The 15,496-nt window shown below is 64.9% G+C and carries 9 protein-coding genes and 2 pseudogenes; 7 read left to right on the top strand and 4 right to left on the bottom strand.

The features are described from left to right. Positions 1–12 precede the first annotated feature (12 nt). The 5 genes and pseudogenes from ilvN to cysS all read left to right on the top strand — a co-directional run bounded on the left by ilvN (position 13) and on the right by cysS (position 5,410). Positions 13–567, top strand: coding sequence for an acetolactate synthase small subunit (gene ilvN / locus CGZ88_RS06850; protein ID WP_026644705.1), 555 nt, complete (start codon positions 13–15; stop codon positions 565–567). 90 nt (positions 568–657) lie between these two features. After that, the gene (locus CGZ88_RS06845) at positions 658–1,386 is read left to right on the top strand and encodes a type 1 glutamine amidotransferase (RefSeq protein ID WP_026644706.1); all 729 of its coding nucleotides are present in this window, start codon (positions 658–660) and stop codon (positions 1,384–1,386) included. A gap of 93 nt (positions 1,387–1,479) precedes the next feature. Beyond that, positions 1,480–2,544 (top strand): annotated as a pseudogene (locus tag CGZ88_RS09260) (ABC-F family ATP-binding cassette domain-containing protein); the annotation flags it as partial. A 99-nt stretch (positions 2,545–2,643) separates the two neighbouring features. Further along, a pseudogene (locus tag CGZ88_RS09255) lies at positions 2,644–3,663 on the top strand (ATP-binding cassette domain-containing protein); the annotation flags it as partial. Between the two features lie 139 nt (positions 3,664–3,802). Next, positions 3,803–5,410 carry a cysteine--tRNA ligase gene (gene cysS / locus CGZ88_RS06835; protein WP_423734421.1) on the top strand — a complete coding sequence of 536 codons (1,608 nt, stop codon included), beginning with the start codon at positions 3,803–3,805 and terminating at the stop codon, positions 5,408–5,410. Positions 5,411–5,466: 56 nt separating this feature from the next. Here the strand turns inward: cysS and CGZ88_RS06830 are convergent, their stop codons facing one another. The 3 genes from CGZ88_RS06830 to CGZ88_RS06820 all read right to left on the bottom strand — a co-directional run bounded on the left by CGZ88_RS06830 (position 5,467) and on the right by CGZ88_RS06820 (position 8,563). Continuing rightward, entirely contained in the window at positions 5,467–6,771 is a 1,305-nt protein-coding gene (locus tag CGZ88_RS06830; RefSeq protein WP_101671444.1) for an MFS transporter, read from the bottom strand. Then, the gene (locus CGZ88_RS06825; protein WP_243390097.1) at positions 6,759–7,403 is read right to left on the bottom strand and encodes an ArsR/SmtB family transcription factor; all 645 of its coding nucleotides are present in this window, start codon (positions 7,401–7,403) and stop codon (positions 6,759–6,761) included. The genes CGZ88_RS06830 and CGZ88_RS06825 overlap by 13 nt, the downstream gene beginning before the upstream one ends. 254 nt (positions 7,404–7,657) lie before the next feature. Then, positions 7,658–8,563, bottom strand: coding sequence for a cation transporter (locus CGZ88_RS06820; RefSeq protein WP_026644710.1), 906 nt, complete (start codon positions 8,561–8,563; stop codon positions 7,658–7,660). A gap of 199 nt (positions 8,564–8,762) precedes the next feature. Here CGZ88_RS06820 and ffh point away from each other — a divergent pair, with 199 nt between their 5' ends. Both ffh and CGZ88_RS06810 read left to right on the top strand, forming a co-directional pair. Next, on the top strand, positions 8,763–10,397 hold the full coding sequence (gene ffh, locus CGZ88_RS06815; protein ID WP_026644711.1) for a signal recognition particle protein: 1,635 nt from the start codon (positions 8,763–8,765) through the stop codon (positions 10,395–10,397). A 131-nt stretch (positions 10,398–10,528) separates the two neighbouring features. Next, on the top strand, positions 10,529–11,965 hold the full coding sequence (locus CGZ88_RS06810; RefSeq protein ID WP_101671442.1) for an endonuclease/exonuclease/phosphatase family protein: 1,437 nt from the start codon (positions 10,529–10,531) through the stop codon (positions 11,963–11,965). A gap of 6 nt (positions 11,966–11,971) precedes the next feature. On the opposite strand, the gene CGZ88_RS06805 is transcribed toward CGZ88_RS06810, so the two are convergent. Continuing rightward, entirely contained in the window at positions 11,972–15,352 is a 3,381-nt protein-coding gene (locus CGZ88_RS06805) for a glycoside hydrolase family 2 TIM barrel-domain containing protein (RefSeq protein WP_101671441.1), read from the bottom strand. Positions 15,353–15,496: the final 144 nt, after the last annotated feature.

Here is a 15,496-nt window from a genome sequence, read left to right as displayed (position 1 = left end):
AGGAGCACCGTCATGGCATCGTATCCTGCATCCCAGCCGGGAGCCAACCGCCACACGCTGTCCGTGCTCGTGGAGAACCGTCCGGGCGTGCTCGCGCGCATCGCCGGCCTGTTCGCGCGGCGCGCGTTCAACATCAACTCGCTGTCCGTCTCCCCGACTGAACGTCCCGACATCTCCCGCGTCACCGTGACGGCGGAAGTGGACGAAGTGCCGCTCGAGCAGATCATCAAGCAGCTCAACAAGCTGCTGCACGTGCTCAAGATCGTCGATCTCGATCCGGCGACGACGGTCGAGCGTGAACTTGTGCTCATCAAAGTCGCCGCGGACGAGTCCAATCGTTCCGACGTCCTCGAGATCGTGCGTCTCTTCCGTGTGCGCGTCGTCGACGTCAACCCGGAATCGCTGACGATCGAAGCGACCGGCGCCGGCGGCAAGATCGACGCGCTGCTCGGGCTGCTCGACCATTACGGCATCATCGAACTTGTGCGTTCGGGCGCCGTCGCGATGAGCCGCGGTCCGCGTGCGCTGAGCGAGAAAGTCGTCGGCTCGGAGATCACCGGCCGCTGACACTTCACTGACGCCGAGGAGGGGATGTGCGATCCGCGCGGATCGCACATCCCCTCCTCGCAAGTCAGGGCGGATGGCACAATGGGAGGCATGACACAACCGGAAGTCCTTATTCTGCAGCACGCCGCTTGGGAGAAGCCAGGACGCATCCAGACCGAACTCGAAGAAATCAATCTGCCGACGCAGACGCTCAACATCGCGAAGAAAAAGAAGCCGGACATGCCCGACTTCGATGAAGTCGCCGGCGTCGTCGTGCTCGGCGGACCGATGAGCGCAACCGACTATGACAACTACCCCGGGCTGAAAGCGGAAGGCAAACTTGTGCGCGCCGCGATCAGCGTCGGCAAGCCGGTGCTCGGCGTCTGCCTCGGCCACCAAATCATCGCAACCGCGCTCGGCGCGAAACTCAAGACGAACGGCGACCCCGAGATCGGCGTGCTGCCGATCAAACGCGTCGAACGCCACGACTATTTCTCGATGTGGAACAAGGAACTCGACGTGCTGCAATGGCACAACGACTGCGTCACGCTGCCCGACGGCGCCACGCTGCTCGCCCGCTCCGGCGGCGCGAAAGTGCAGGCCTTCCGCTTCGGTTCCGCCTTGGGCATGCAGTTCCATCTTGAGGTGACACCGCAACTGCTCGAAGAATGGCTCGAGGAGTCACTGATGGTCAAGCAGCTCAAAGCGTCCGGCGGCTCGAAATCACAGCTGCGCGAACAGTACGCGGCCTGCAATCCGCAGCTGCAGCCGCTCGCCGAGCAGGTCTTTTCCGGTTTCGCCGCGCGCTGCAACACCTACGCGACCACACTGATGCGCTGATCACGAATCACTGACACGCACTGACACGCCGGTGCGCGGCGACGAGCAATCCGCGCACCATCCTTTTACCGCGTCACCATTACAGTGTTCCCTATGCCGACTTTTGATCTGGGACTGGAACACGTCTCCCTTTCCTTCGCAACGAAAACCATCTTCACCGACGTCACGCAGGGAGTCTTCGAAGGCGACCGCATCGGCATCGTCGGGCGCAACGGCGACGGCAAATCGACGCTGCTGCATCTGCTCGACGGCGAACAGACACCCGATTCGGGACGTGTCAGCCGCCGCAACGGACTGACCTTCGGCGTCCTCGGGCAGCGCGACGAACTCGACGACAACGCGACGCTGCGGCAGGCCGCGCTCGAAGGCCGCGAAGACTACGAATGGGCGGCGCAGACGCAGTCGAGGGAAATCGTCGAAGCGCTGCTCGGCGGCCTCAACCTCGACGCGAAAATCGGCACGCTCTCCGGCGGCCAGCGACGCCGCGCCGACCTCGCGCGGCTGCTGCTCAAGGATTGGGACATCCTCGCACTCGACGAGCCGACGAACCACCTCGACGTCGTGACGATCCACTGGCTCGCCGAACATCTCAAGAACCGCTGGCCAAAAGGCACCGGCGCGCTGCTGCTCGTCACACACGACCGTTGGTTCCTCGACGAGGTCTGCGAATCGATGTGGGAAGTGCACGACGGCGAAATCGAACCCTTTGAAGGCGGCTACAGCGCCTACATGCTGCAGCGCGTCGAACGCGACCGCCAAGCCGACGTACGCGAAACGAAACGCCGCAACCTCGCGCGCAAAGAGCTCGCATGGCTGTCGCGCGGCGCACGCGCACGCTCGACGAAGCAGAAGTTCCATGTGAAGGCCGCGCGCGAACTCATCGCCGACGTGCCGCCGATGCGCAACACGCTCGAACTCAAACAGATGGCGACGTCGAGGCTTGGCAAGCAGGTCGTCGACCTCATCGACGTCACGCAGATCTTCGACCGCGAACAAGGCGCGTACGCGGACATCGACCCGGACGCGGCTGCGCTCGCGGCGAACGCGAAATCGGCGTCGATGGTGGACGTCGTCGAGCCGATGGTCAGCGAACCGCAAGCCTTCGGCGAGGTGACGATCGCCGTCGATGACGCCGACGATCCGCGTCTGACATCGGCGTTCGGGTCGCGCGCGGCGCAGGTCGCCGCCGCGCATGGGCTCACGCACCATGAGCCGGCCGGCGAGATCAACGCGCTGCGCGGCACGCGCGGCGAGGCGGACGGCGAAACGGCGTCGGATGTGACGTCGGCGGCCGTCAAGCTGACAATCAGCGGACGTGAAATCCTCGACGACGTGACGTGGCTCATCGGGCCGGGCGACCGCTTCGGCATCGTTGGCGCGAACGGCGCCGGCAAATCGACGCTGCTCAAGATTCTCGACGGCACGCTGACGCCGACGCAGGGGCACGTCAACATCGGCAAGACGGTCAAGTTCGCCGTGCTTTCGCAGCGGCTCGACGAGCTGGAGAAGCTCGGCAAATACAAGGTCAAGGAAGTGCTCAGCCGGTACAAGCCGAGCTACATCGTCGACGGCAAGGAGGTCACGCCGGGACAGCTGATGGAGCGGCTCGGGTTCGAGGCGGCGCAGCTGATGACGCCGATCCGCGACCTGTCCGGCGGGCAGAAGCGCCGCATGCAGCTGCTGCTAATCCTGCTCGACGAGCCGAACGTGCTAATCATGGACGAGCCGGGCAACGATCTGGATACCGACATGCTCGCCGTCATGGAGGATCTGCTCGACACGTGGCCGGGCACGCTGATCGTCGTGAGCCACGACCGGTATCTGCTCGAACGCGTCACCGACGAGCAGTTCGCGCTCATCGGCGGCAAGATTCGGCATCTGCCGGGAGGCGTGCAGGATTATCTGGACATCGTCGATGCGCTGCGACGCGGCGAGGATCCGCTCGGCATGAACAAGGCCGAAGGCGCGGCCGACCCGACCATCGACGCGGATACGGCCAAGGCCGAGGACGCGGGTGCCGGTTCCCCGGCCGAAGCGCCCGCGCCGAAGCTCAGCGGCAAGGCCTATGCGGATGCGTCGCGGCGCGTTTCGGCGATTGAGCGCAAGCTCGAAAAGCTTGCGACGCAGCAGGAGGAGCTCGAGGCGCAAATGGCGGCGCACGATCCGAGCGATTACACCGGCCTCAACGAGCTCAACGCGAAACTGCAGGCGCTGACGACGGAATCGGACGGGCTCGAAGCCGAATGGCTCGACCTCTCCGAGCAAATGGGCCAGTGACGGACGGTCTGCTGAACCCTGACGGCCGTCGCTTGTCTACAAAACGCAATACGCTCGAACCATGACCGAGCATTCCCACGAAGCAAGCAATACCAACACTTCCAATGCTTCCAACGACAAGCAGTTCTCCGAGACGCTAATGGCCGGCGACGGCGGCGTCGCGAACGCGGCCGTCGACCTCAAGCTCTATGACACGGCGACCCATGAGATCAGCCGTTTCGAGCCAATCGTCCCGGGCAACGTGGGCATCTACGTGTGCGGCGCGACGGTGCAGAGCTCGCCGCACATCGGCCATATCCGCGCCGGCGTCGCCTTCGACGTCATCCGCCGCTGGTTCCTCAAGCTCGGCTATCAGGTCACGTTCATCCGCAACGTCACCGACATCGACGACAAGATCCTCGACAAGGCGGCTGCCGCCGGCCAGCGCTGGTGGGCGCGCGCCTACCATTACGAGCGCGAGTTCACCGACGCGTACGCCGCGCTCGGCGTGCTGCCGCCGACCTACGAGCCGCGCGCGACCGGCCACATCATGGACATGATCCATCTGATCGAACGCATCATCGACAACGGTCATGCCTATGTGATCCGCGACGAGAACGGCGAACTGACCGGCGATGTCTACTTCGACGTCGCATCGTGGCCGCACTACGGCGAGCTGACGCATCAGAAGCAGACCTCCGAGGTCGACGAGGCGGCCGCCATCGCCGACCGCATGGGACCGTCGGTCGACATGACCGGCGAGGACAAGTACAACCCGGCCGATCCGGCTGACCTGTCCGAAGACAAGCGCGACCCGCGCGATTTCGCGCTGTGGAAGCGCCCGAAGCCGACCGATCCGGCCGACGCGCGCTGGAAGACGCCGTTCGGCACCGGCCGCCCCGGCTGGCACATCGAATGCTCGGCGATGAGCTACCGCTATCTCGACGGCATGTTCGACATCCACGGCGGCGGACTCGACCTGCGCTTCCCACACCATGAGAATGAGATGGCACAGACGCGCGCGGCCGGCTATCGCACGGCGAACCGCTGGATGCATTCGGCGTGGGTGACGGCGAAGGGCGAGAAGATGAGCAAGTCACTCGGCAACGGCCTTTCGGTGCCGGTCGTGCTCGCCGAGCATTCCGCATGGGTCGTGCGTTATGCGCTCGGCGCAGTGCAATACCGCTCGATGCTCGAATGGTCCGATCAGACGCTCGCCGAGGCGCAGGCCGCCTACGACCGTGTCATGAACTTCATCGGACACGCCGGCGATGCGCTCGGCGAACAGCCGTCGCGCGACGAGATCACTGCCGTGTCCGCCGATGATCTACCCATTGATTTCGTCGCCGCAATGAACGACGACATCAATGTTTCACGTGCAACCGCCGTCATCTTCACGCAGCTGCGCGCCGGCAACAGCATTATTGCCACAATTGAGACCAACGGTCGCTGCGGCACTGACGACACTCTCACTCCAGAGAACGCTAAGCCGCGCTTGCGCGCAATACTTGTCAACGTCCGCGCGATGCTCGATACGCTCGGCCTCGACCCGCTTGCCGAACCGTGGATCGACGGCGGCGACGACAAGGGCGGCGAGGACAAGGCCCGCGCAACCCTCGGTGCGCTGATCGATGCGCAGCTCGAAGCGCGCGCGGCCGCCCGCAAGGCGAAGGACTTCGCGACGGCCGACGCGATCCGCGACAACCTCGCCAAGCTCGGCGTAACGATCGAAGACGGCCCGACCGGCTCGACCTGGACTCTCAACTGACCGATTCCGAGCCGGACCAGCCTTGCCCGACGACGAACGAAAACGCCTAAAGGCCGCTACAACCGCGCCGCGTCCCACGCGTCGGCACGCGGAATGCGGCGGATGCGCGCACTGCACAGCACAATCGCCGTCGATACCGCGAGCGCCGCGAGGAACACGGCGACCGTACCGCGGAAGCCGAGCACGGGCAGCAACGTGCCGGCGGCCGCACTGGAGAATGCGCAGAGCGCCTGCGCGGGCACCGAAAGCGTCACGGCGATTCTGCCTTGCATGGCTGTTGGCGCCTTGGCATACACGAATCCGAGCAGCAGCGCGTCGATGATCGGGAACGGCAGTCCCATCACCGAATTCGCAGCGAACACGAGCGTATAGGAGGCGCCGGTGGATATGCCCGGCCCGTACGCGAACAGCATCGGCGTCACGCATGCGCATAGGAACGCGAATCCCACGCAGATGCAACCGCCGGCCGGCACGCGATCACTCAGCCGCGCGGCGAGCATTGCACCGATGAGCATCGTCGCCGCAATGCCGCTGCCGATGGCGCCGATGAGCGTCGCGTTCGTCCCGAGCTGCATCAGATGCAGTTGAATCGCATATTCGACGCCGTTGACGCCGAAGTTCAGTATCGCCGCCGCGACCATGACCGTCACGAGCAGTGGCCGGCGCAGCGACCATGACCATCCGCCGACGAAATCGGCGAGGAAGCTGCCGCGACCTTTACCGTCCGCAGCGGCTTTCGTGTTGCCGTCGTTGTCGACTGACTGCGGCTCGCGGATGCGCCGCGCGGCGACGCCGGATATCGCGTACAGGCATGTCGTCACGAGGAACGGCAGCCATGGCGCGACGCCGTAGAGGAATCCGCCGATCGGATTGCCGGCGATGTTGATTGTCGCATCGCGCCCGCGGTTGAGGCTCAGCGCCTTCGGGTAGTCGCGCATGCAGATGATCGAGCGGAGCATCGCATCGGTCGCACTGCCGAGGAAACCGCTGACGGCGGAAGCAAGCGCGGCGATTGCGAGCAGCACCGGATAGGTGAGCATATGCGTCGCGAGCAACGCACCCACGCTCCCCCACATGCATACGCCGACCGTCGCGTTCACGATGATGAGCATGCGCCGGTCGTGACGATCGACGAAGGTGCCGCCGAATACGGCCGCCGTCTGTTGTGCGACGAGGGCGACCGTGCCGAGCCAGCCGGCGGCGGCCGTCGATCCGGACACCGCGTATCCGGCGAGACTGACGGCGAGCGCACGCAATGAACCGCCCGCCGCCGACGCCGTGTCCGCGGTGAACCACGCGGTGTAGTTCGGGGCGTGCCAGAACGAGCGGCGCACGCCGGGCGTCGCGGTCACGGCACCCATCGGAACACCTGCTGCACGACGGCGACCGGCTGCACGTCCCCGCTGCCGTTGCCATCACCGTCGGCGCATGTCGCAGCGACTGCAGCCGACACGTTCGTCTCGCTGTTGCGCTCTTCGCTGATCTGTCCCCATTTGCGCATGACTTCGTTGAGTTCGGCGACCATCGCGCGCGTTTCGGCTGGCGTGAGCCTCAGGACATGATCGTTGACGCCGCATGTGTCCACCCATTCGGGTGGCAGCGTCGGCAGCACGTCGAGGAAACGTTCATAGGCCATCTGATAGCTAAGCGCCGCAGTCTTGCTGAATGCGTCGATGACGTCCGCATCGGCGCTGTCCGGACGCACATTCGTCTCGTGATGGCATGCATGCCAATGGCTTTTGCGTTTGTCACCATCCGGCGATTGCGCTTTTTCGACCAGGCCGACCTTGGCGAGCTGCGCAAGATGGTAGCTTACGGCGCCCGGCGCTTCGCCGGTGGCCGCACTGAGTTCGCCGACCGTCTGCACACCGCCGACACGCAGTGCGCCGAGCAGTCGCATCCGCGCCGGATGCGCCATGCATTTGAGCGCCGCCCGCGAAGCGGCGTCCTGCGTGTGGACAGTCTCTTCGGCTGCCGATGTTCGCTGCGTCATCATGACTCCTTCCATGTGGCTATCTTCATTATACAAAAAGTTTGTACAAATAGTTTGTAGACTATGCTGATGTCGCCGACCACCGCCGACTACCCACGTCTCGACAGCAGTCCGTGATTGAGACCAACCACCGACCTCCGTCTGAGCCGCAAAAAACGGCAGTCCGCGGTTGAACTCAACCGCGGACTGCCGCCATCAACTAGCCAACTTACCGGCCAGCCACCCAACCGGCCGCTCAGCCGCCCATACCACCATCACTCAAACACAAAATCGACGTTCACAATGTGCAGACGCTCCTCGAGTGCCTTTTCGATCGTCTGCCGGGCAGCGACGAGCTCCTCCATGCGCACGCTGCCTTGCGTGCTGCCGATGAAGATGTCGACGTCGAAGTTCATGCCGGTCTTGAACACGTGGACCTTCTCCATTTCGATCGCCGCCGGCAGATGCGCCTCCACTTCGCGCGTGACGAACGCGGAGATTTCCTCGTCGTCGTGCGTGCCGCCGACGAGTTCGACGAAGGCGTCGCGCAGCACGATGACCGGTTCCTTGATCGTCAGCGCGACGATGATCGTCGTGATGAAGAAATCGCCGGTGTAGTGCAGGAAGTCGAGCGGCGTCCCGTTCGGCAGGAAGTACAGCAGCACGGCGACGACGCCGATGCCGAGCGAGATCATGCCGTCGATCCACGTGCCGTTCGCCTCCGCTTTGAGCATGAGGCTCGCGTCGCCGATCGAACGATTGCGCACACGGTAGTACCACACGAGCACGAGGCATACGCTGACCGCCGCGATCTGGTAGATGACAACCGGCCCGAAGCTGAGCCGTTCGCCTTCGCCGTATGCGAAGTAGTCGATTGCGACGCGCAGCACGTCGAGGAACGAGAACAGCAGCAGGCAGATCGTGAAGATCGATTTGCAGATCGCGTAGATCGGTTCGAGCGCGAACATGCCGTTCGGGAACCGTTCGCTCACTCGCACCGTTTTCTTCGACAGATATGCGGCGACGCCGCCTGAGATCACTGAGATCACCGTGAACGAGGCGTCGAGGAACATCGATTTGAGTCCGGTGAGGAAGAAGACGAAGAATCCCGCGACGACCATGACGATGTTGACTATGATGCCGACCTTCAATGCGCGCTGTTCTATTTCCTTCTGATGCATGCCGCCTCCTCGACTTCCACGTTTCCTGTGGACTTGCTCGTTTCCTACTGACTTCCACGTTTCCCCGCGCCGTCGTCGCGCGCGGGCTTCGCCCATAGTATTGACGACCTCATCCAGTGTAATGAACGCGCGCGTGGCCGTGAAGTTCCGGTGTGCAAGCTGCACGATTTCCCCTCAACACGGTAGAATCGTACGCATTATGGCAGCATTCAGTTCTCTTACAGACAGGCTCTCGAACGCGTTCAAGCATCTCAAGAGCAAAGGCAAGCTTTCCGAGGCAGACATCGACGGCACGATCCGCGAGATCCGCCGTGCGCTGCTCGACGCCGACGTCTCGCTCGACGTCGTCCGTTCGTTCACGGCACGTGTGCGCGAGCGCGCGCTCGGCGCCGAGGTTTCCGAGGCGCTCAACCCGGCGCAGCAGGTCGTCAAGATCGTCAATGACGAGCTCACCGACATCCTCGGTCAGGGCGTCGATCGTCCGCTGAATTTTGCGAAGACGCCGCCGACGATCATCATGCTCGCGGGCCTGCAGGGCGCCGGCAAGACGACGCTCGCCGGCAAGCTCGGCTATTGGCTCAAGGAGTCGGGGCACACGCCGCTGCTCGTCGCAGCCGATCTGCAGCGTCCGAATGCGGTCACGCAGCTTGAGGTCGTCGGCGAACGCGCCGGCGTGCCGGTGTACGCACCCGAGAAGGGCGTGCAGTCCGCGGGCGGCGAAGCGGTTTCCGCCCCCGGCGAGACGCATGGCGATCCGGTGAAGGTCGCGCGTGATTCGATCGAATATGCGCGTCAGAAGCTGTATGACACCGTCATCATCGATACGGCGGGTCGTCTCGGCGTCGACGAGACGCTGATGAAGCAGGCGCGCGACATCCGCGACGCCGTGCAGCCGAACGAGATTCTTTTCGTCATCGATGCGATGATCGGTCAGGACGCCGTGCGTACGGCGCAGGCCTTCGATGAGGGCGTCGATTTCACCGGCGTCGTGCTTTCGAAGCTTGATGGCGACGCGCGCGGCGGCGCCGCGCTGTCGGTCGCGTCGGTGACCGGCAAGCCGATCCTGTTCGCGTCGAACGGCGAGGGACTGAAGGATTTCGAGGTCTTCCATCCTGATCGTATGGCGTCGCGTATCCTCGACATGGGCGATATTCTGACGCTCATCGAGCAGGCGCAGCGTGAGTTCGACGAGGAGCAGACGCGCAAGGCCGCCGAAAAGATGGCCGAGGGTGATTTCGGCCTTGACGATTTCCTCGCGCAGCTGCAGCAGGTGCGCAAGCTCGGCTCGATGAAGTCGCTGCTCGGCATGATTCCGGGCATGGCGCAGCATCGCAAGGAGCTTGAGCAGTTCGATGAGCGCGAGATCGACCGCACCGAGGCGATCATCCGTTCGATGACGCCCGAGGAGCGCCGCAACCCGAAGATCATCGACGGGTCGCGTCGTGCGCGCATCGCCTACGGCTCGGGTGTGACGGTTTCCGCCGTCAACGCGCTGCTACAGCGTTTCGAGCAGGCGTCGAAGATGATGAAGCGCATGAGCAACAAAGCCGGTTTCGGCGCGATGGGCGCGATGGGCGGCTCGGCGCGCAAGAACGCGAAGAAGGGCAAGAAAGGCAAGAAGGGCGCGTCGAAGTCAGGTAATCCGATGAAGCGCGAAGCCGAGGAGCAGGCACTGCGCGCACGGCTGTCGGGCAAGTCGAACACGTCCGGCTCGGCCTTCGTCAAGAAGCCGAAGACGCCGCAGCTGCCCGATGAATTGCAGGGCATGCTCGGCGGCGCCGACGTCCCGCCGAATCTCGGCGGCGGCCTCGGCGGCCTGTTCGGCGGCAACTGAGTCGACTGATTTCGCCGACCCGCTTCGAGGGCGGCTGCCGGAGCGCAGCCGCCCTCTTGTTTGACGCCTTGTTTGCCGCGTTTGCCGCCCGTTGATTCTTATCCCCCAGAAAGACCAAGAAAGGTTCCTTCATGCTCATCGCGATGTGGATTGTGCTGATCGTGCTGATTGCGTGGCTCGCACTCACCGAGCTGCCCGCCGGCTGGGACGGCCACAAGCCGCTGCCCTATCTGATCGCGTTGACGCCTTTCCTGTGGATCCCCTTCACGGCGCTCGCCGTCGGCGCCGCCTGCCTGCATGACTGGGCGCTCACGATCTGCGCCGTCGTCGCGCTCATCGCGTCGCTGATGCGCAAATCCGCCTATTGGCTCAACGACATCAAGGCGCCGAACACGGCCGCCGCGCTCGCACGTCGTCTCGCCGCCCGCAAGGCGCGCGAAGCCGACGACGCAACGAACAATGCCGCCCGCCCGCGCAAATCACATCCCGAACGCGGCCAGTTCCGCGTGCTGACGCTCAACTGCCGCTACGGGCGCGCCGACGCCGAGCAGATCGTCGATCTCGTCAAAAGCGAGGACGTCGCCGTGCTCGCGCTGCAGGAGCTCAGCGAGGATCTCGTCTCCCGACTCGATGCGGCCGGCCTCGGCGCGCTGCTGCCGTACCGTGAACTCGGTGAACCGCTCGCGACCGACAACGGCGGCTTCAACGGCGTCTGGATGCGCGTCGAACCGTCAGCGAGCACACCGACCGGCGTGCCGATTCCGGCCGCCGACGTGCCGACGATGACGATTCCGTTCTCGTCGACTCGCGACATCACCTTTGCATCCGCCCATCCGAAGTCGCCGATGCGCGGCTGCCGCGCGTGGTCGGAGGGCATCATCGGTCTGCGCGCGCTCATCCGCCATCCGAAGGACGAACCGCTCGAGAAGTACCCGACACTCGCCGCGATCGATGCGGCCAACCGCGCGGCGGCCGCGGCGGCGACGAAGTCGGCCGACCATGACGATGCCTTCACGCAGGTCGCCATCTCCGCGCGCTCGGCTACCGCCGACCAAAGCGCCCACCACAGCCAAACCGACCACGCCGACCACGCCGACCACACCGACTACACCGACCACGCCAGCAACGCCGACCACACCACCAACACTGCGCCGACCCTCGCGGCCCATCCTGAACCGGAACGTGAGACGATCAGCGTCGTCATGGGCGATTTCAACTCGAGCATCCCGCATCCGAGCTTCCGCAAACTGCTCGCCGCCGGCTTCCACGACGCGGCGCTCACCGACGCGCGCGGACTGCGCCCGACCTATCCGCGTTGGATCAAGTGGCCGCGCATCGTGCTCGACCATGTGCTGTTCACCGACTATCTGACCGCCTGCGACGTGCGCGCGATCGAAGTGCGCGGCACCGACCATCTCGCGCTCGCCGCGACGCTGACGATCATCGACCATCCGACGCCGCTCAACGCCGGCGCCGGCGAAACGTGGCCGGATTCGCTGCCGCCGCTTGCCCGCGAGCGCGCACGCGACCGTATCCGCGCCGCACGCGACGACGAGGATGCCGACTGACGCCGCTCAGGCCGTCTGCGGCCGCAATGTGACGACGAAGCGGAAGCGCGCGGCGTCGAGCCGATACTGCGGCAGCAGTTCGGGCCCACAGCTGTTCGAGCCGATGCCCGACTGCATGTAGTCGACGCAGACGACGGTCATGCCGGCGCGCTTGAGTTCGAAGTCGTGCCGTGCGCGCGTCATCTCCTCGGCCGTTACGTCGAGCGCCTGAAAGTCGAAGGCGCGCGCCTCCTCGGCGCCGTCGCCGCGCAGCACGACCAATGCGACGCCGTCACCGCCGACGCTCGCCCAGTCGCAGTCGTGGTGGTTGCCGTTCTCCTGCGGCTTGATTTCGTGTTCGAAGAGCGTGCGTGGCGTCCCTTCGAAGATGCCGTGCCAGCATGAGCGATGCTTGTCGATGTAACTTTCGTTCGGCCCGTAGCCGCAGTAGACGACGTTCCTCATCGACTCAGGCAACATCATGCGGATGCCGAAGCGCGGCAGGAACGGGAACGCCGTGTCGCGCGCGACGTCCATCGTCAGCGTGACCGATCCGTCGGCGTGCACGGTCCAGACGGCGTCGACGTGCGCGATCGGCTGCACGCTTGGCGCGACGACGCCCATCGAGACGCGCAGTTCGACGGCGCTCGGCGCGAGACGCGCGTCGTCGGGGTCGACCTCGTTCGCGATCGCGCAGCCTTCCTCGGGTTGCGCGATACCGCTCGACGCGACGGTGCGCACGACCACGTCGTAGGCGCGCGCGCTTGCGTGGTCGTACTGCGAGCGTTCCCATGCGCGCCGGATGTATTGGTCGTTGTCAGTCGGCGCGCGCCAGACGTCGATCTGCATCGGGCGCGCGAGCAGCGCGTGGTTGCGGTAGCTCATCCGTGAGAACAGGCCCGTGCGCATATCGAGTTCGTAGCGCCAGTCGGCTCCTTCGAGCACGATCGACGTGCCGGCGCGCGTCACGTGGATCGTCGCGCCGCGTTCGTCGCCGGCGCGCATCTCCTCATGCTGGCGCGCGACCCACTGGTTGCGCGTGTCCGCGCCGGGCACGGCGACGTCGATCTCGTCGAAGCCGAGTTCGAACAGCGGCGCCATCCCCCACATCGGCTCCTTCGTCAGATACCGCAGCACGATTGTGGCCTTGCCGTCGACGGCGCGCAGATCGGGCATGCCCGGCAGCGTCAGCGTGCCCTCTTCGCCGGGGGCGATCGCGAGCGCGGCGGCGCACGTCTCGTCGTCGCACAATGCATAGGCCTGCATGACGCCGTCCACATACAGCTCCCACATGAGCTGCACACGATCGCCGAGCGTCGTGAAATCGAGATGATTGTGCAGCGTCACATGCACGGCGGTGCCGTCGACTTCGTCAACATCAACATCGACGACGCGCGCGGGGCGGAACACGTTCTTGAATTCGTCGAGGCCGGAGTGCGGCGTGCGGTCGGGCGAGACCATGCCGTCGACGCAGAAGTTGCCGTCGTTGATGCGGTCGCCGAAGTTGCCGCCGTAGAGGTATTCGCGTTTGCCCTGCGGCGTGCGTCCGGCGTCGACGGCATGGTCGCACCATTCCCAGACGTAGCCGCCGGCGAGTCCCGGATGCCGTTCGATCGCCTCGAAGTAGTCCTCGAGATCGCCCGGGCCGTTGCCCATCGCGTGGCAGAACTCGCACATCAGATACGGTTTGACGGTGCCGTCGGCGCGCGTGCCGTCCTCGCCGTTCGCGCCGTCGCCGCGCGGCCTGTCGGCGGCGAAGTAGCGGTCGATCTCGTCAATCGACGGGTACATGCGGCTGTGCACGTCGATGCCGTCGTAGTCGTGCGCGTCGTGGCCGCCGTGTTCGACGTAGCGCGCGCTTTCGTAATGCGTCAGTCGTGACGTGTCGTAGCGGCGGATCCATGCGGCGGCGCGTTCAAAGCCAATGCCGTACGCGGATTCGTTGCCGAGCGACCAGAAGAGCACGCAGCCGTGGTTCTTGTCGCGTTCGACGCAGCGGCGCACGCGGTCGACGATGGCGGGCGCGAAGTCCTCGTCGTCGGCGACGTACGTGTTCCACGCCTCGAGCGCGGCCGTGTCGTCGACGCCGTCGCCGTCGTGCTCGTGCTGCAGCATGTACGCGCCGTGCGCTTCGATGTCGGCTTCGTCGACGACGAGGAAACCGAGTTCGGCGTACAGGTCGTAACAATACGGCGCGCTCGGATAGTGGCTCGTGCGCACACCGTTGACGTTGTGCTGTTTCATCAGCAGCAGATCCTCGCGGAACCGCTCGGGCGTCACCGCGTAGCCGGTGACCGGGTCGGCGTCGTGCCTGTTCATGCCGTGGATCGTGATCGGACGGCGATTGAGTTCGATCCGTTCGTGCACGCCGTCGTAACCGAGCGCGGCGCGCACTTCGCACACGCTCAGCGGCGCCGTGATCGTCTCGTTGTCAGCGGTGATGACGAGTCGATAGCAGTAGGGTTCCTCCGGATTCCACAGCCGCGCGTCGGCGATCGTCAGGCATGCGCGTGCGCAGGCATGGAAGACGTCGTCGTCGGCCGTTTCGATTTCGTTGTTGTCGATTGGCTGCGCGTCAGCGTCGGTGATCGCCTCGCCGTCGGCGTCGAGAATCGCGACGTTCAGGTGTTCGGGAAGGCCGGCGCGGCCGCCGTCGAAGTCGACGGTCACCGTCGTCGCGCAATCGTCGTCGAAATCGATCGCCGTGTGCACGAAATAGTCGCGCACCATGCGTGTGGGCCGCTTGAGCAGGTAGACGTCACGGAAGATGCCGCTCATGCGCAGCTTATCCTGATCCTCGAGGTAGCTGCCGTCGCACCATTTGAGCACGAGGACGGCGAGCGTGTTCTCGCCTTCCTCGATCAGGTCGGTCACGTCGAATTCGCTCGTCGCGTGCGACACCTGCGAATAGCCGACAAAGGAGCCGTTGAGCCACAGGTAGAAGCAGCTGTCGACACCCTCGAAATTCAGATACGCGCGCGGCGCCGCTTCGTCGGGCGTGTAGTCGAAGGTCGTGCGGTAGACGGCGCAGGGGTCATCCTGCGGCACGAACGGCGGATCGAAGGGGAACGGGTAGCGGATGTTCGTGTACTGGTTGTGGTCGAAGCCGTGCATCTGCCACACCGACGGCACCGGAATCTGCGTGTAGTCGTCGCCCGGGTTGAACGCGACGTCGCTGAAGATCGGGTCATAAGCGACGGTCGCGGCTGCGACCTCGGCGTCGAGGTCGTGGATGCTCGCATAGTAGCGGAACTGCCAGTCGCCGTCCAGCAGCTGGAAACGGTCGGAGCGCACACGCCGGTCGAAGCTCGTGTCCATCGCCGCGCTCGCCGGAATGAAATAGGCGCGGTTCGGCTCGCAGCCCACATGCAATGTGGACGGATCCTCGTAGTAGCGCGGGACGAACATCGCAGGCCTCCTTGTGATCGATCCTCATCGACGTGCGACGCGCGGCACGACGGACGCAGCGACGCCATTCACACTATATAATCCATCATCCGCCGCCGCTGGCGCGCCGCGTCGCGCCGTTACGCCGACGGCGGCCGGGCAGTA

The sequence above is a fragment of the Bifidobacterium anseris genome (assembly GCF_002860345.1).
Classification (GTDB): Bacteria; Actinomycetota; Actinomycetes; order Actinomycetales; family Bifidobacteriaceae; genus Bifidobacterium; species Bifidobacterium anseris.
Note: the sequence above shows the minus strand (reverse complement) of the source record. Positions and strands in the feature narration are given on the sequence as shown.